This window comes from Bradyrhizobium sp. CB1015 (assembly GCF_025200925.1).
Classification (GTDB): Bacteria; Pseudomonadota; Alphaproteobacteria; order Rhizobiales; family Xanthobacteraceae; genus Bradyrhizobium.
Window position 1 is genome coordinate 1,638,903 of record NZ_CP104174.1, and the last position, 17,341, is coordinate 1,656,243.

At 60.1% G+C, this 17,341-nt stretch carries 10 protein-coding genes and 7 pseudogenes; 6 read left to right on the top strand and 11 right to left on the bottom strand.

What is annotated here, in order from left to right; genetic code table 11:
- Window positions 1-850 precede the first annotated feature (850 nt).
- Together N2604_RS07460 and N2604_RS07465 are read right to left on the bottom strand one after the other, a co-directional pair.
- Window positions 851-1,141: pseudogene (locus N2604_RS07460) on the bottom strand (IS110 family transposase); the annotation flags it as partial.
- Between the two features lie 1,055 nt (window positions 1,142-2,196).
- Window positions 2,197-3,024: pseudogene (locus tag N2604_RS07465) on the bottom strand (IS3 family transposase); the annotation flags it as partial.
- A gap of 227 nt (window positions 3,025-3,251) precedes the next feature.
- Here N2604_RS07465 and N2604_RS07475 point away from each other — a divergent pair.
- Window positions 3,252-4,589: pseudogene (locus N2604_RS07475) on the top strand (IS110 family transposase); the annotation flags it as partial.
- A gap of 46 nt (window positions 4,590-4,635) precedes the next feature.
- Here the strand turns inward: N2604_RS07475 and N2604_RS07480 are convergent.
- The 4 genes and pseudogenes from N2604_RS07480 to N2604_RS39655 form a co-directional block, all read right to left on the bottom strand.
- A pseudogene (locus N2604_RS07480) lies at window positions 4,636-4,893 on the bottom strand (transposase); the annotation flags it as partial.
- A 289-nt stretch (window positions 4,894-5,182) separates the two neighbouring features.
- Window positions 5,183-5,482 (bottom strand): tyrosine-type recombinase/integrase, encoded by a 300-nt coding sequence (locus tag N2604_RS39650; RefSeq protein WP_074448695.1) that lies wholly within the window; start codon window positions 5,480-5,482, stop codon window positions 5,183-5,185.
- Window positions 5,409-5,687, bottom strand: a pseudogene (locus N2604_RS07485) (group II intron reverse transcriptase/maturase); the annotation flags it as partial. The gene N2604_RS39650 and the pseudogene N2604_RS07485, both read right to left, overlap by 74 nt.
- A 708-nt stretch (window positions 5,688-6,395) precedes the next feature.
- Window positions 6,396-6,509: pseudogene (locus tag N2604_RS39655) on the bottom strand (hypothetical protein); the annotation flags it as partial.
- A gap of 321 nt (window positions 6,510-6,830) precedes the next feature.
- Here N2604_RS39655 and N2604_RS07495 point away from each other — a divergent pair.
- Window positions 6,831-7,199 (top strand): hypothetical protein, encoded by a 369-nt coding sequence (locus tag N2604_RS07495; RefSeq protein ID WP_260374223.1) that lies wholly within the window; start codon window positions 6,831-6,833, stop codon window positions 7,197-7,199.
- A 303-nt stretch (window positions 7,200-7,502) separates the two neighbouring features.
- Here the strand turns inward: N2604_RS07495 and N2604_RS07500 are convergent, their stop codons facing one another.
- Both N2604_RS07500 and N2604_RS07505 read right to left on the bottom strand, forming a co-directional pair.
- A complete protein-coding gene (locus N2604_RS07500; RefSeq protein ID WP_124163929.1) occupies window positions 7,503-7,691 on the bottom strand; it encodes a hypothetical protein in 189 nt (62 codons plus the stop codon).
- Between the two features lie 574 nt (window positions 7,692-8,265).
- Window positions 8,266-9,110, bottom strand: a pseudogene (locus N2604_RS07505) (transposase); the annotation flags it as partial.
- Window positions 9,111-9,193: 83 nt separating this feature from the next.
- On the opposite strand from N2604_RS07505, the gene N2604_RS07510 reads away from it, so the two are divergent.
- Entirely contained in the window at window positions 9,194-9,976 is a 783-nt protein-coding gene (locus N2604_RS07510) for a hypothetical protein (RefSeq protein ID WP_124163930.1), read from the top strand.
- Window positions 9,977-10,263: 287 nt separating this feature from the next.
- On the opposite strand, the gene N2604_RS07515 is transcribed toward N2604_RS07510, so the two are convergent.
- The 3 genes from N2604_RS07515 to N2604_RS07525 form a co-directional block, all read right to left on the bottom strand.
- Window positions 10,264-11,547 carry a cystathionine gamma-synthase family protein gene (locus tag N2604_RS07515; RefSeq protein WP_124163931.1) on the bottom strand — a complete coding sequence of 428 codons (1,284 nt, stop codon included), beginning with the start codon at window positions 11,545-11,547 and terminating at the stop codon, window positions 10,264-10,266.
- A gap of 266 nt (window positions 11,548-11,813) precedes the next feature.
- Window positions 11,814-12,662, bottom strand: a complete 849-nt coding sequence (locus N2604_RS07520) for an NEL domain-containing protein (protein WP_260374224.1) — start codon at window positions 12,660-12,662, stop codon at window positions 11,814-11,816.
- A 260-nt stretch (window positions 12,663-12,922) separates the two neighbouring features.
- Window positions 12,923-13,555 carry a hypothetical protein gene (locus N2604_RS07525; protein ID WP_050996259.1) on the bottom strand — a complete coding sequence of 211 codons (633 nt, stop codon included), beginning with the start codon at window positions 13,553-13,555 and terminating at the stop codon, window positions 12,923-12,925.
- 664 nt (window positions 13,556-14,219) lie between these two features.
- Between N2604_RS07525 and N2604_RS07530 the strand changes: the two genes are divergently transcribed.
- The 3 genes from N2604_RS07530 (at window position 14,220) to N2604_RS07540 (ending at window position 16,552) form a co-directional block, all read left to right on the top strand.
- On the top strand, window positions 14,220-14,783 hold the full coding sequence (locus tag N2604_RS07530) for a hypothetical protein (protein WP_158671273.1): 564 nt from the start codon (window positions 14,220-14,222) through the stop codon (window positions 14,781-14,783).
- A 704-nt stretch (window positions 14,784-15,487) separates the two neighbouring features.
- Entirely contained in the window at window positions 15,488-15,715 is a 228-nt protein-coding gene (locus tag N2604_RS07535) for a hypothetical protein (protein ID WP_124163932.1), read from the top strand.
- Window positions 15,716-16,381: 666 nt separating this feature from the next.
- Window positions 16,382-16,552 carry a hypothetical protein gene (locus N2604_RS07540; protein WP_157786056.1) on the top strand — a complete coding sequence of 57 codons (171 nt, stop codon included), beginning with the start codon at window positions 16,382-16,384 and terminating at the stop codon, window positions 16,550-16,552.
- Window positions 16,553-17,341: the final 789 nt, after the last annotated feature.

Consider the following 17,341-nt stretch of genomic DNA (forward strand, 5'->3'; position numbering starts at 1 on the left):
CTGGCGGGCAGGTGTCACCGGCGCATTCGGCGAAGAGGCTGTGGATATGACGCTTCTCGCAAGCGAGAAGCTTGGACAACGCTGCGCGTTGCCCACATCCCCACAGCCAGGACAGCAGCAAGCAACAGTAGCGTAAAGTATTGGCAAGAACGAACGGCAGCAAGCTCCACTTAACAAACCAGACCCGGTGGTCCTCAGCATAGGGTCCACTTCACTGTTACGAGGCCCGATCCGACTCGCTATTGCCTTCTCGCCTGATCCGCTCGCTCGGCCATGACAGCGTTGTCGCGATTGCTGAGTCCCAGGAACCCGCACGATCAGGCGAAGACGAACCGCCATGACGTCCTTTTCCTCGCCCGGCGCTTGAACCTAACGTTACGTCACGTTGTATGAGAGATTGGCCTCCGGCTTTTAATTCGGCGCTGCGCGGGTCGCGTCCACACATGCAGCCAGACCAACCTTCAACAATTAAGAGGTTCACGCGATGCTATTCTTCTTTTTGCTGTCGATCGCTTTCGCTATCATCGGCACAATTTACGCCGTGAGCGCATGGCTCTCCCGCCGCCCGCGCAGCCGCAACGTACTCTTCGTTCGTCCCACACACACGTCTAAGCGGAGAGCGTTCTAAACTGACAATCAAGGAAGGGACCTCGTTGCGATACTGTCGATAAGGTAAATTGCCATCAATGACTCCTCCTTGAGCATTCCAGTTCGTGGTCGGGCAGGTGCTGTCGCGCGGCAGGTCGCGGACTGGGTCTATCACGACGAGCCGCGCAATCCGCATGATGGCGGCTCTGCGGCCCGTACTCGCACTGCCTCATCGGAGGATGAATTCTCGGGCGGTTTTCGAAATCCCTTCTTTTTCAAGCACCTGAACCCAGAAGCCGTCAAGGCCGGCCTGCTGAATCAAGACGATCGGATAGTTATGCCCGGTCTTCGGCTTTTTTCGCGCAGCTTCGGAAACAGCGCGAACAATCCGGCCAGCTCTCCAGCTGATACCGAATGTTTCGACACCTTCTCACGGGTTTCTGGTGACAACGAGGTTATCAGCCAAGCAGAGCGGCTGAGCTCTAACGAAACGAATCGGACCAAGATCGGTGCGGGAGGTGGTCGGCTGGGCGGATCGTCCGGTTGGATGGATGATCAACTTCGGGATGAGTGTTTACGAGCCCAATGCGAAAGAGGCTCATCAGGCACTTCGTGCACGCTCATGTTGTCTAGCACTGAGGGGGCAATGTTCGAAGTTCGATGCCCGCTGGTCTGCGCTGTTAGCAACTAGCGCCAATGCGCAATCTGATGAAGGGCGACGAAAGTAATAATTACCCAACAAGCTTGAAGCGCACGTAGCGTCAGATTGTACGGTCAAAAGGAGGTTGAGAGCGATCTGTCATCGAACCAGCATGACGCCCGATGCGGCTTCGACCGTGCAAGTAGCGAGAACGAGCCATTGAGCGACGATTCCCATCTTGAGGAGAGGACCATCGAGGCGGTACGGCGTTATCGTAACGCGCTAGCCGCGGCCGCGAACTCTGAAAAGGCGCAAGCACGCACACATCGAGCGCTCATGAGCATGCTCCCAGACCTAGAGCGCGCAGTACTCGAGGATCGACCTCCATCAACCAGGAAAAAGCTCTTTAATGCTGGCGCAAGAGCGGTCACTCAATTAAATGAGGCGCGGCAGCTCTTTAACGAGGCGACTGCGACGCTAGACGGAGCTCGCCAGGCCATGGCCGCTCTCGAGCAGCAGCTCGGATACAGGCGGCCGAAAATTTCGAGCCTGCCAGGACTGGGCATGTCACTTTATGCCAAGCGGCTGGAGCGCGGCCGCATTTTGTGTGACCGTCGTCGGCGGACGGGGTGGTGACAATCACACCAGTCCAGCTTCGCCATGTTCGACTGCCCTGCAGCCTTCGCAAAACGGCTGATGTTGCCGGTAAGTAAGGATAACGCTCCTGCGCGGGGTCCGACGCCGTCTGAAGTGGACCCTATGCTGAGGACCACCGGGTCTGGTTTCTTAAGTGGAGCTTGCTGCCGTTCGTTCTTCCCGATACTTTACGCCACTGTTGCTTGCTGCTGTCGTGGCTGTGGGGATGTGGGCAACGCGCAGCGTTGTCCAAGCTTCTCGCTTGCGAGAAGCGTCATGTCCACAGCCTCTTCGCCGAATGCGCCGGTGACACCTGCCCGCCAGACCGCCATCGGCGCGCGGTTTTCCAGCGCCTGATGGGGACGCCGGCCATTGTAAAAGGCGAAGTATCTGCCGATCGAGGCGCGGGCGTCGGACACGGTGTCGTAGGCGCGCAGATAGACCTCTTCGTATTTGACGCTGCGCCACAGCCGCTCGACGAACACGTTGTCGCGCCAGGCGCCCCGGCCGTCCATGCTGATGGCGATGCCATGCCTGGCGAGCACGCCGGTGAACGTGGAGCCCGTGAACTGCGAGCCCTGGTCGGTGTTGAAGATGTCCGGCTTGCCGTGGCGAGCGAGAGCGTCCTCCAGCGTCTCGACGCAAAATGCGGCTTCGATCGTGATCGAGACGCGCCACGACAGCACCCGGCGGCTGAACCAGTCGAGCACCACCGCGAGATAGATGAAGCCGCGCGCCATCGGGATGTAGGTGATGTCCATCGCCCAGACCTGGTTCGGGCGTGTGATCTCCATCCCGCGCAGCAGATACGGATAGATCTTGGGCCCGGGTTCGGGCTTGGTGGTACGCGGCCGGCGGTAAAGCGCCTCTATCCTCATCCGCCGCAGCAGCGTTTTGACATGCCGGCGGCCGATCTTGCACGCCTCGGCAGCCAACAGGTCTCGCAACATTCGCGAACCGGCGAAGGGAAACTCCAAATGCAGCCGGTCAAGCCGTTGCATGATCGCGAGGTCGGCGGGCGATACCGGACGTGGTAGATAATAGACACTGCCACGGCTGATCTTCAAAACTTCCGCCTGTTTCGTGATCGGCAGGTCATCACGGTCGATCATCGCTTTGCGCTCAGCAGGCCGGCTTTGCTGAGCGCGCCTTCTAAAAAACTGAGCGCGGCGCTGCGCGCCCCCTGTGGGATAGAAACGGCTAACCGCTAGACTGCGGCCGGAAGGGAGCGGCCGATACGATTTTGGTGGCACGTGAGCCCGTCAAAAAACCTGGTCCATGGGCTGTTGCGCACTTGAGAGTGGTGACGCCATCTCGGCGATCCCGTTTAGGAATTTGAATGAATTGCGCAGCCCAGCCCTTCCGCCGGAGTCAGAAGGAGCTACAGATGAATCCCAAAAGATCGAAGTCGAAGGACGGCGGTAAGATGCCGATGGTGCACCCGAACGCGGCTGCCATCGACGTTGGCGCCACCATGCATATGGCGGCCGTCAGGGCAGATCGCGCACCGGAGCCAGTCCACAGTTTCGGTACCTTCACGGCCGATCTGCATCGGCTGGTCGACTGGTTTACGGAATGCGGCGTCGAGACCGTCGTCATGGAATCGACCAGCGTCTACTGGATTCCGATTTTCGAGCTTCTCGATGCCCGGGGATTTACCGTGTTTCTTGTCCAACGCGCGCGATGCCAAGCACGTGCCGGGGCGTAAGACCGATGTCAGCGATGCGCAATGGCTGCAGCGGCTCCATTCATTCTGGTTGCTGCGGGCCAGCTTTCAGCCCAAAGGGCAGATTGCCGAACTGCGAGCCTACGTGCGTCAGCGCGAGCGTCGGCTGGAGTACGCGGCCTCACACATCCAGCATATGCAGAAGGCCTTGACGGAGATGAATCTTCAGCTCCACCACGTCGTCGCCGACATCACCGGCGCGACTGGCCTGCGTATCATACGCGCGATCCTTGCCGGCGAGCGCGATCCCGAGGCGTTGGCGTGCTTGCGCCACTACAGTTGCCACTCCAGTGCCGAGACGATTGCGAAGGCGCTCACCGGGAGCTACCGCGCCGAGCATCTGTTTGCGCTCGAGCAGGCACTTGCGCTTTACGACACCTACCACGAGAAGGCATCTGCCTGCGACGCCCGGATCGAAGCCGTGTTGAAGGAACTGAGCAACCATCGCGGTCGTGGCCATGGACCAGCACCGCGGGCATCGCTGCGTCGGAATCGAACCGATCAGGCGAACGCTCTAGCTTTCGACGTCCGCGAGGCGCTGTTCGCGTTGCTGGGAAAAGACATCACCACCATCGACGGCCGCGGTCCTTACCTCTCGCTGAAGCTGATCGCTGAATGCGTTGACGACCTCTCCTCGTGGCCAAGTGCAAAGCATTTTACCTCCTGGCTGGGACTGGCGCCGAGCAACAAGGTCTCCGCGGCAAAAGGCTCTCGTCCCGAACACCCCGATCCGGCGGCCGGGCGGCGGCGCTTCTGCGCCTTGCTGCCGTCACCGTCGGACGCACCGATACTGCGCTCGGCGCCTTTTACAGTCGACTTTCATCGCGCGTCGGCAAGGCCAAGGCCGTGACCGCCACGGCCCGCAAGATCGCAGTTCTGTTCTACAATGCTGTGCGATACGGAATGGACTATGTCGATCCCGGGGCCTCGTCATACGAGACGCGCTACCGGACGCGAGTGGTCAACAATTTGCATCGGCGTGCCAAGGCATTCGGCTTCTTCTCCAGCCGTTCGAGCCGAACGTCGGCGATGCCGTTTCTTAGGAATCGTTCTCAAGCGTCAGCTCCCCGATCTTGGCGTGCAGCGTTTTCACGTCCACCGCGGGCTCGCTCGTTCTGTTGGCGCCAGGACCAAAGACCTCGGCCGCCGCTCCCTGAAGCTGGGACTTCCACTGCGTGATCTGGTTCGGGTGTACGTCGAAATGCTCAGCCAGCTGGGCCAGCGTCATCTCGCCCTTGATCGCCGCTAACGCCACCTTGGCCTTGAATGCCGGTGCGTGCTGCCGGCGGGCTCGTTTGCTCATCGTCTCTCCTGATTCGCGGGACAATCTTGCCCGCCGTCAGGCAGAAACTCCACTTATCGCCCTGTCCAGATTTCCGGAGCCAGCTCACTCCGTCCGCATTCTCGAGGACGGAACGATGCCCCGGCCCATCAGGCGCGGCGGTGTGGTTCTGTGGGACATGCGACTGATCGACCGAGCGTTCGAAGTCCTCTCAGGCGATGCGGAAGGCGCGACCCTTGGGCTAGTGTGAGCCTAACGCGGCAATAGCCCGCTTGGCGACCAGCCTTTGCTCCGCAGCCTTCGTGTACCGTTACAGCTCTTTCAAGCTGTCGTGCCCGGTTATGCTGGCAATCACCTTCAAGGATAAGCCCAGCTCGGCCAGTCGACGCGCTGCCGCGAAGCGCAAGGTGTGGGGACTGCATTGTGTTGTGATTCCAGCTGCTTTGCCCCAGGCCGAAAACTTGCCGGTGAACGACTTATCGCTATAAGGCTTTCCGCGTTCAGTCAGGATGAATGCAGGCGCATCGGCAGCGATCTTGCAAGATCCTGTCCGAGGCCGTTGGTATTCCCAACGGTCGCGTGCTGCCAGCTCCGCCTTTCGGTATGTCAACGCGCCGCACCGGAGGCGGAAAGTAGCTGCCCGAACTCATCCGATTCCAGATCCCATAGAGATTCTTACTCAGATCTCGGTCGAAGTCTTCGATCGACTGCCCGTCAACACCAGCTGCCCCTTGGTTAGCCTTCACGTGCTTATACGCCTCCCACACATCGCGTTTGGCAATACAAAACGGCTTGGCCTTACTCATGCCGATCATCCCCTTTCGGGTTGTCGACCGCGTAAAGCCGGATGACAACGCCCCTTCGGTGCAGTGCCATTACAGCGCCTTCGTCCCTAATACGGGCGTTTCCGCCCCTGTGCTCCGCATCGGTACTCTGCTCCTTGCGGCGACGAGCCGCTTGGAGTCCTCCCTTCACATCGGAGCGACAGGTTCCTGTGTTCCTTGTCAAAGCCTGATCCGACGTCACGCCACCTTCATGCCGGACGCCGGTTGGACAGTCGGCAGGCTCCCCCCAACCCTTGCTCGCGGGATAGACATCCTGATCCCGGTTTCGACGTCGATAGAACACGTTACGACACGTCATCAGCGGTTTACTTACGTTCGTCTCCTCGGATCTCACCTGACGGAGTTTCCTCCGCCTTTTCCTCCAACGCTCACTACTAGGGCTCTTTACCCTCGCAGCTCGGAGCGGTTTGACGTCTACCCCTGCAGGTCGACTTCGGAGGGCCATCCTCCATCTCTGACAAAGCTTCGTCAGGATTCAGGCCGACGCCTGACTTCCACAGCACACGACGTCCTCGTGCTTGACGCTGCGCCACAGCCGCTCGATGAAGACGTTGTCCATCCAACGACCGCGGCCTCGCGTTCGCGAGCGTCCTCGCTCTCCCGCCCGACACCCGCCTCAAAGGCCCGGGCCGCCTGGTCCAGCAGCTGCTTCTTCCAGGCATAGATCTGGTTCGGGTGAACCTCGTAGCGCTGGGCCAGATCGGCCACCGTCGCCTGCTCCCGCACGGCTTCCAGTGCGATCTTTGCCTTCAATGCCGCGTCGATCTTGCGTCTCGTCTTCGTCGTCATCATCCGCTCCGTTTATTAGACGGAGCCGCCCCTTCCAACTAAGCACGTGGTCCCAAAATCGGGATCCATTTCACACCATCGCCCGGGGCCAATTCGTTGGTGTGATTTGTGAAAGGTGCCCAATTGGGACACCACCCCGGTTTGATCGCTGCATTGCCTCGCCCCCGCCGCACACAGATCCATGCCGATGATGGTCGCCCCTCAAGATTGCGCAACATCAACTCTTTTTTCTGAGGAGTTGCCTTTGCGGGTCGAGCCTCGCTAAATCTGCAGCACCGGCGCGAGCTACTGCGGCTTCCAATCCAGCAACAAAGGAAACCTGATATGATCCCTGTTGAAGAGGCCTTTATTCGAGCGATAACGTTGCTTGACGGTCCAAAACCGACCGAGCAACGGGCTCAAATCGTCGCCCACCTGGATACTATTATAGACTATGCACGCGACGATGCCGAGGAGCGCCTAGCCCATAGCTTCAAAGCGGTGGCCCTGAACCATCTCGACAGTATCGGTCGAGATACGTCGACTATTGTTAAGGAAAAAATGGAGCTGGCCCTGATCGCCACCGAAGAATTGATTCTAGCTATCGTCGAGCGCAACCGGCGGGGAATAAGATCCGAGCGATGTCCATGCAGGAACTTTGCAACCGGGCAATACGCCGGCCGGTTGTCGCGATCAGCTAAGCATGAGCGATGACTACCTCCACCAAAGACATGCACGCAGCGCCATCGGACCAAGCAATAACCTTCAAAGTCACGGCCGGCGCGTGACTGGAAGCCCTTCGGTCGAGGAGTTCATGGTCTACTTGTTCGAGCCCGACGGGAATGTAGTGCACTGCGTAAGGCTGATTTGCGCTGATGAGGAAGCGGCTAAGCAGCGAGCACAGCAATTAGCCGAGACCAATAGGGTCGAGCTTTGGCGGCTCACTCGCAAGCTCGCAAGATCGCGAGCTATCCGTCACGCGCGAACTGAGGCGCTTGGTTTGCGAAATCCTCGCTCTTACCCTTTGCCATGGCGTTTGTCCCTCACACACACGATCCCGGTCTCCCGGCGCCGGCGCTTCAGGTCTTCCTGGTAAAAATTCACCGCCAGATGGATCATCCTTCCGGCGACCGCGATCGGATCGTTGATATCTAGGAGGACGGCGTTCTCATCATCTGGTTCATCTGGTGCCATCGCGCGGCCCAACCTGCGCACCAACCCAAAATTCAGCGAGTTGCGCGTTGAGGTCGTCGCAGATCTCTATCGGGCCGATCGGATCAACATCGCCCATTTTCGAGAGACCAAGATACTGAGGAGGATCGCCACCTCCACAGACCACTTTCCATGGAAGGTGGCGGCGATCCCGATCGTCTCCGTATCCTTTCGGTGGCATCGACTACCGGAAGAAATACGCCGAGGGCCTCTGTCCCGAGGAGTCTCGCATCCACCGCCCGACCGAGCTGAGATGGATCGAGCGTGCCATCGGGCCGCGCCGCTAAACGCCCTTGGCGCAAGGCATATCTGACCGCACCTTCACTGCAGCCCTCCGCCCCTGCGAATTCCCTTCGGCTCAATCCCATCTTCCGGTTTTCTCCATGTCTGCGTAATTGCGCGGGTGCGTAAAGAGTTTCAGAGTCTGTCGCTAGAGAGCTCGAGCGCTTCGTTTCCCCGCACTGCGCCGGTGTTAGGGAGGACCGGGTAAAGTGACCCTCGGAACTGTTGCGGGGGGATGTCCCGATCAATGTTGAACTACGTCGGGCCGGCATTTCCGAAACGACTGTTATGCGGCCCTCGTGACGTGGGCAACGGGCTTGATCGTCATGCGATCGTGGTGAGTTTGAAGGGCTGCACCCAGAATCGCCAATTGCTTACGTGCCTTCAATCGTCGGAAGCCCTTGTTGGCCTCGATCATGCCGGCCGCGACCCATCCTAAGGCCATACCGGCACCCCGCCAGCGTTTGACGTTGCGCGTGACGCGGCGAATGGTGCCCATCATGTTCTCGGCGATGGACGAAGCTCCTTCGGCAGCTTCAACCGGACGACGGTCAGGATTTCGTCGAGGCCTTCGATGATGCTCGCCGCGACGCCGGGCCATTGCTGGTCGCGACGACGCGCGAGATTGCGGATCACTTTTTCAGCCTGCGGCGTCATCGACCTCCAAGGCTTGGCGCAGCACCCGACGGGTGGCCGCATGATGCTGTTTCGGGAGGCGTTCCATGATGTTGCGCGCCTTGTGAATCTGGCAGCGCTGGATCGGGGCGGCCGAACCAAAGGTGGTTGCGGATCGCCTTCGACAACGCCTTCGCGCCATCGACGATGAGATGAACAGCCTTAGCACTGTCGGGGCGAGCCCGCGCAGACTAAATTGTCCAGCAGGGCCTGAACCGTTGCCGCATTCTCGGTCGACCCTTCCACCAGCGCCAGCGGATGCTTGTTGCGTTCGCCGTCAACCCTGATCGCGGCGACCAGCACGAGATCGTCGCCGAGATGCAGCCCATCGATTTGGACCACCAGAAGGTCGAGCGCGGACAGATCGGCAGCCATGAAGTCGGCCAGCCGCGCCGCCGACAGCGCGACGAACCTCCGCGAAGCCGCCGATTTCGAAATCCCCGATCCGGGTGGTGCTGATCTGAGGCCGGCAAACTGGACCATTTTTGGCTAGAGAGTTCTCGCTGCCGAATCCCCTCGGCTGGGAGGAGCGGATACCGATGAAGGCCTCAAAATTTTCGGACCCCGGGGCGGCTCCGGAGCTGCGGGATATCGGAGCGATCGTTGGCGCCGACTGGCGCCACGGCTCCAGGGCGGCTTCGGACGTGTTGATCGACGTGTTGAGCAATATCAATCTGCTGTCAAACCAGTTCGGGCCAAGTCAGTTTGCGATCAATGGGGAGCGCTATTCCGCGACTGTCGGGCCGGAAGGCCCCATGGATGTTCGCCTGATCCATCACCCGCGCGCTGGCGGGATAAACGAAGCTGGTCCATCCCAGCCCCTCTATCGCCCCCCGCAGATCGTCAGGGCCGCGCCCCCCGACGAAGGTACAGTCGATCTTAGCTACTTGATTCGGGGCCGATGGGCGCACCGGGAGCGATTCCTGCCCGATTACCTTGTCCGCGCCCTCGAAGGCCCGCGCCTCATGCCCGAAGTCGGGCGCCCGACCTATTTCGAGATCCGTGGAGTGCCTTGCAGGGGCGAGTTGGTGGAAAGCGAGGGACGCCAGCGCGTTCGGGCCTTCCGAATGCTCGCTGAAGAACACGTCCTTCTCGACGACTTCGCAGCCGTTCAGAGGCTCGGGGTTGTTCCCCAGGGCACAATGATTACTCAGGGGCGCCGCATGGCTCCAGGCAAACAACAGGCCGTCAACTTGGAGGAGTCGGTGCCGGCGCCCCAGGTCTGGGGCGCCGAGACTTGGCTCCTCATCCCGACGACGCTACATATCGACGCCTTGGCCAACCAAGAACTGGCAAGGACCCCTGGCGTGAGTCGAGGCTGAACTGCTTCAACTAGATGCAAAGCAGGAGCACGGTGATCGCGGTTCGGGCACGGGATCGAGCGGCAATTGCGAGTTTGATTTCGTTCGTTGGCCCACCGGTCGCGCCGTCTCCGAATGGTTCGAAATCGAGTGAGATTGACGGCCTGCCGGCGATTCCCTGCTAAACGCATCCCAGCAAGGGCTATTACGTCTGGCTCGTGCGGCAGCTCCCTTGCGCGCAGAGCAATGAGGCCGCCGCGGCGATCATGTCAGCGTGCCGCGCGTCCAATCCGCTTTGATTCCCTCGCTCAAGCCGCGTTCAGCGCCTGCGTGAGGTCCGCGATCAGATCCGACGGGTTCTCGATCCCGATCGACAGCCGGATGGTGGAATCTAGCACGCCGATCTTTTGGCGAATGTCGGCGGGAACACCGGAATGGGTCATCGTCGCCGGCAGGCTTGCGAGCGATTCCGTGCCGCCAAGGCTCACCGCCAGCTTGAGGATCTGCAGCGCGTTGAGGAATTTCACCGCCGCCTCCTTGCCGCCGACGATGTCGAACGAGAACGTCGAGCCCGCACCCAGGCATTGCCGCGCGAACACACGGCCGGACAGCGAGCCCTGCTCGTGGTGACCGAGGTAGTGCACCCTGGCGACCTTCGGGTGGTCGCGCAGGAAGTCCGCCACGAGCCGCGCATTCGCATCGGCCTTCTCCATCCGCAGGCTGAGCGTCTCGAGCGAACGGTTGATCATCCAGCAGGAATGCGGATCGAGCTGGGTGCCGATGGCGCCGCGCAGCGCCTTGATACCTTTCATGATCGCCTTCGATCCGAGCGCAGCGCCCGCGATCAGGTCGGAATGGCCGCCGACATATTTGGTCAGCGAATACAGCGACAGATCCGCGCCGTGCTCGATCGGTCGCTGAAACACCGGCCCGAGCAGCGTGTTGTCGCAGGCAATGACCGGCGTGTGTCCCTGAGCCTTGCCGATGGCTTCGGCGGTGCGGCGGATCATTGCGACGTCGACGAGGCCGTTGGTCGGATTGGCGGGCGTCTCGATCAGGATCATCGAAACCCGCCCCTTGCCCATGGCCTCCTCCGAGGCCTGCTTGACTGCCGTCTCGTCGATTCCGCTGGCAAAGCCGACGGCACCGATCGACAGACGCGCAAGCGTGTTCGTCAGCAGGGTCTCCGTCCCGCCATAGAGCGGCTGCGAGTGCAGGATGACATCGCCGGGGCGGACGAGGGCCAGGATCGTGGTTGCGATGGCCGCCATGCCAGATGAGAACAGCGCGCAACTCTCGGTGCGCTCGTAGATCGCGAGCCTGTCCTCGACGATCTCGCTGTTGGGATGATTGAAGCGCGAATAGACCAGGCCCGCGCCCATGCCCTCCGGCGGCTCGCGCCGGCCGGCGACGTAGTCGAAGAAGTCCTGGCCGTCTTCGGCGGTCTTGAACACGAAGGTCGAGGTCAGGAACACCGGCGGCTTGATGGCGCCCTCCGACAATTGCGGATCATAGCCATAGGTCAGCATCAGGGTTTCCGGATGCAGCAGATGATTGCCGATATGGGTCTTGGACTGGAACGGTTTTACCATGGCTGCCTCGCTGTTCTGATGCTTACCCGCGTTGCGGGCCGAATCGGTGGTACACGGCGGTGGTCACAGAATCGAGCCCGGCCTTTTTGGGCTCCCTGTTTTACGGCGGTCTTCGCGCAGTTGCGGCATCGGGGAAGGGAGTCCGACTCTCGCCGCTACGTGCACGCATTTTAGCAGCTGACCTGAGCAATGCGCCGGCGTCTAGGCCGGCGCTCCGCAGCCCTGACGTACAGCGCTATGCCTCGTGCGAACTAACAAAGGCTGCTTCACAGCCGGAGGCCGTGATCATTGAGCACCCTATCCCTTAGAGCGCCCTTGATCTCGCGGGCAATTTCCTTACGGACCTCGGCACCTAATTCTCGCTTGGCATCCTCGACGAGATCAGAATCAGTTCCACTCAAGTCTCTGTCGGCGAGCTGTTGCTCCAGTCTGTTGTCGAACTCTTCGCCCATTGCATCAATGAGTTGGTCCTGCATCGCAGCATGGGCGTGCAGGGCGATGCGAGAAACCACATCGTCCCAAGGTTGCCAGTCCGTCGCCAAATAGTCAGCAAATTCCGCCGCCTCCTTACTCCGCACGGTTATCTCTGCACTGTCAACGTCAGCGTCGGTGACGCCGGAAACTTCAAAGAAGCGCATATTCGGCGCGACGTGCTGCAGTCCCAGCCGCTCGCGTAGCTTGTTCTGATAAGCAACATAGACCTCGATGGCATCGATGTTTTCGGCTCTGCCGACGGAGCCGAGCGAGTGAGCCTTCTCGCGCGCGGTCCCTTCCAGAGCATCCACGCGGAACATGACGCGCCCCAGATCGATGAGATCGGGAGGCCGCGCCCTATCGTCATAGACGCCGTTCTCCACGTCTGCGATGAGACGTGCTGTTTGCATACCGTTCCAAGTCAACGTTCTGCGATCCTCGCAGGTCTGGTTGGCATCGGCGGCCAGTTGAAAATACTGCGCACGCAATTGCGGGTTCTTCGCCGCCTCGCGTAGATCATTCGCCACCGACTGCTGGAATTCCTGATTGTCAGAGTTGACGGACTCGAACAGCTTGCCGAGGAAAAGCGCGTACTCTTCAGCGCCCGGCTCCTCTGCAGAGGTCCGCCAAGCGGCCAGCACCTCCGGATCGCCGTCTTTTGGATTGCCCCTGAGCCAGTCTGCGACGGCTTCGGTGAGAGTATGGTCCTGTTCATCGAGGATAGTGCACTCACGTGGTTGCCCGGAAGTATGACGGATGGACCGGTATAGTCCGCGGCATTACGGCTGTATGCAGCTTCGTCAGCACCTGATCCGGCAGCGGATTTCCAGACAGATCTACGTTGGCATCAGCGCCCAACTGCGTCAGTAGGTTCTCGGGTAGGCTGGTTAGCTGGTTATAGTCAGCTAGGAGGAATTCGAGCCCGGGTGGGAGCGCCTCGGGTAACCTGGTTAGCGGTTGCCACTAACGCGGAGCCTCTCGAGCGTGGCAGGGAGGACCTCCGGCAGATTCTGCAACTGATTGTGGCTGACATCGAGAAACTGAAGCGCGGGAGGATGGCGTCAGGCAGGTTCGCTAGCCGGTTGTTGCTCGCGTCGAGATAAGCGAGCACGGCCGGAAGGGTGGGCAAGTTGGTCAGCTGGTTGTGACCGACGTTGAGCGACTCGAGGGTGGCGGGCAGGGTATGGGGCAGCCTGGTTAGCCGATTGAAGGGAACGTCGATCCGCCTGAGATCGGTCGAAAATCTGGGCAAACTGGTCAGGGACAACGATTCGAGATCGAGATGTTGATTGAACTCAGAAAGATTTAATCGCGTTAGGGCTTCTTCTCGATCCTCGAGCGGGCCCACGTCCCGTTCGGCAGCCCAATTTTCAACCGTCTGGTCTTGGTCATCCTCCGCATGAGCTGAATCTGCCACGTCATAGCCTGTCAGCACTCCGTCCCACTGCGCCCCGGCCTCGTTTTCCTGCCCCTCTTGTTCGTTCGAAGAGATCCCATCGCCGCGCAGAATCGGTCCTGCCTCAAAAGGATCCATTCCATACTCCCTTGCCAGGACTGAGTAGACTCAGTCCACTACGATACGTTGTAACCTCTGAAGCACTTACCTGTCTGTAAGCTGACGACGAAGCTGTCGCCAGGTGGCGACTATCGGAGTAAGCATCCGGTGAGGCTTTCAATTACCCACATCTTCGGGGTGCCCCGATAGCGATGCCGACGGCGACATCTTGCAACTTGGTCCTCGCCAAACGACGATGTTTCCTGGAGGAGGATCACGTGTGCGGGCGAGATAGCCGCCGAGCACGGCGATCTGCAAAAGGTAAGTTGCGAGCGTTCGGCGAAGGATGCGCGGTTTGGAACGCGCCGCATCGATGCGGTCGAGTGCTTCAATGTCCGCCGGGCATAGGACAGTCTCGGGTCTCGCATCCGGTTGAGCGCGGGCGGACATAGTGATCCAAAAAATGCGCCAGCTGACAACGGTAGCGAGAGCGAGAAGCGTTACCAGCCGCTCGGCCGTCTGCAATCTCGCGTCCTCAGCGCGGCAACCAAGATTTCATGATCTTGTGGAACACCTCGACCTTGCAGCGCGAGGCGTACCAGTCGAGCTTCTCGACGGCGGCTGCTAAGTCGTCGACAGGCAAATTGGTTACGAGCTTCCAGTCGATCGGGTCACGATTCGACGGTGGGTCGACCACCAAGGCATGAATATAGACGAGCGTTTGCGGCGGTTAGCGCTTTTGCTTGCTGATTGGCGGCAATGTTTTCCCCGAGGCGAATTTGATCTGCAAGAAAGCAGTTTCGCCATCTTCACCGCCAATTCGCGACCCGGTGGCGGCCGGACCAAGGGACCGCGGCAAGTTGAGCGAACACGCGATGGGCCGCATTCGTCGGCGAGGCCTCCGACGCTGGTTCAGCCAGCCGATTGGCCTGAACGCGCACAAGAAACCGCGCCCGAGATCCTGCGCCAGGGAAAAGAGTTCGTAGATATCGCTTTCGCGATCGCCAATGTGCACACAGCGCTCGGGCGAGCCCAGAAGCGCGATGGACTGACGCAAATTCTCGAGCCAGCGATAACTTTCCTTGTCTCGATCGGCACGCGCGTTTGGTTCACGAGCCGCCTGAGCGCAGCTGTTGCTTTGAACTTGCTGCGGGTCCAAAACTTTACCGCGGACAGGCCGAGTCGAGTTCCGCTGGTGGTGACGACCAGACTCGAATGCGTCAACACGCCGCACAAGGTGTGGGTGGTGGGTTGTCCGGCCTTATAGCGCCCAGCATTGATGGTCTTTGTGTAGCCGATGTTGCCGGGCGACTGTAGATGAACTCGGTCGTATCCTGCAGGATCAGGACAGGCCCTTCGCGGGCTTTGAACGCGCTGCAGTCGCAGCGAAATGTCCCGCCATCACGCCGTGTTCGGTGACGCGCGGATTGTCGAAAAATCTATAGAGTGCTGCGTCCTGATGCTATCCTGAGGCCGGACATCGGTCGGCTGCCTTCAGCCGATACGGGCATTCAGTCTCAGGGCTTGCAGGACTCCATCATTGCGGGCTCAACGCGGCCCTCCCAGGGATGAGGCCACGGCAAGAAGTCCACGGGACTGTGAGCGGCGAGGCTGAGATGCATCAGAACATCACGGTCACCGTCGAGCCGTCCGCATACCTCCAAGCCGTTGTGGCTCGGGCCGAAGCGGCTTCACGCGTTCAACTCAACGGCCAGCTCGGCACGGGAATGCAGGGACTTGGCGACAATTCGGTTAAGTCCACACAAGGGCCGCCCACAGGATCACAAGAATGACGATGCTATTCCCACAAACGTGGCGCGCAGGCCTCCAGCGTGTCAGCGCAGCCATTGACGACAATATGGGCGAACCCGTTCTGGTTATGCTGGGAGGCCTAACTTTCCCGGAGAGCCTCAGCCTGACAGAGCTGCGAGGGTTATCGCAGTATTCATTGCGAAGCCCGAGACTGTGGTGATGGGCGATAAAAAGGTGCATTCGCGCGGCCATTCGCTGAGCCCGCTCATAACCACAAGCGTCCCCATCTTCACTTTCGATCACAAGGCGCTGCCGTGGCCGTTGCTGCAAAGCTATCGCATCACGCTCATTCGCACCGGTGAAGCCTTCGAGGTAACAGACATCAAGTCTGACAGCGTTGCGCGTATCGAAGTCAAGGTCGTTCGGCTCGGCAGGAGCGTAGAGTGAGCAGTGTAGTCAAACTGCAATTCGCGCCTCGCACTGCGGCCGTCGAGACTGACACTCCCGATGTCCTCGCGCATGCACTCGCGAAGTTGAGGAAATGTGGCAATCAACGTCCTGCGCTTGACGGATGAGCTGCCCGAAGTCGGGTTGCCATTCCTGGCTTGGCGGCTGACGCAGGACATTCCGGCTCGCGCCATTAGGGGGCGTGATGAAATGCTGCGGCGAGCCGATGCTTGAGCGAGCGCTCGGCCTTCACAGATTGTGGCAACTGAAGCAGAGATACGGTGAGATCAGCGCACCGTTCGCGCCGCTCTGATCGTTCTCCGAGACTGACAGGCTGAGCGCCGCGCAGTCTTGGCATCCAGGCTGAGGGTCGCAACGTCGTTAGTTTTGTAAGGAATGTCAGCTTACAAAATGCGAGAAAAATCAGTGTTATATTGGATTGGTGTTGGCAGAAAAGGTTTCAGAACCCCTTTTGGAGGCGCCCAAAGCGCCGAACGTTCGAATGGCGCTGTTTTTGTGTCCGGATTTCCGTTCGACGTTCCGCATGGCGGGAGGGCAGCGATATAAGGCTTAGCTCGCCTGTCCTCTACAGGTTCTGAACCTCCCGCCGCCACGGAGGCTTCATCCAGTGTCTGCGGCGTTTCAGAAGCCTGTAGGGGAATAAAAATGGAAGCCATCCGCAACGTCTCGAATTCGAAGATCGTCTCCGACACCGCAAGCGATGCCGCTATCGTCACGCGCATCAGCCTTGATCGCGGCCCGGTAAGTGGCGCTTGGTACGAAAGTCGCTCTCGCCTGATGCGCAAACCGAACGGCAAGCTCTATTTGGTCGAATAGATGGAGCCTGGAGGGCGTGAAGTCGTAACGCCGATCAGCCGTAAGCGTGCAATAGATCGGCTGAGCGCCGATCCGGCCCGTCGTCGTGGTGCGGCTGCCGCTGATCGTAAGCGGGCCGAACGGCTTTTGTCTGCGGCCTGAACGTCTACGGCAAGCGGCCCACACGGGCCGCTTTTCATTTGTAGATTTTTCCGCGCGGGTCCTTGTCAGCTTTTGGAAAGCTAGCCCGAATACTCAGCCATTGAGCTTAGCGGCGCTTGGCAGGGACAGCGCCTCCCCGGTGTACGCGAGGGGGCTAGAGCGCCGAGTCACGTCACCGCTAATCTCAATCGCAGCGCGGGCGCGGTAGGGACAACGCCCGATTCTTATCCTGACCTGGCGCCGAGCCGCGCCCGCGTTGCTTCCGGTCACTGAGACTGATCGCCCAAGCGCCTGGCAGCAACCGGTTCTGGTAGTTGCGCCATGGGCCTTCCGGACGATACTTTCCGCCGTCAGCTTCTGCCGCTTGAGGCTGGCCATGCTGAAGTTGGCGGGGCGTGCTAGGGACAGCGCTCTACCTCCAACGCTTCGGGGCGCCGTCACGTTGCCGCTAACTTCTACCATAGGTCCAAATGGACGGTGATCATCAGCGTGACAAACCTTCGCCCGCAGAGCTGAGACGTTCGGAGCGGATACTACGAGCCGATCAGATCGCACCTCGGGGCCTCACTAAGGCCAGTGCGGCAGCCTATTGTGGCTGCTCCAAGGACGCGTTCAACACGTGGGTTAAGAAGGGCTTGGTGCCGGAGG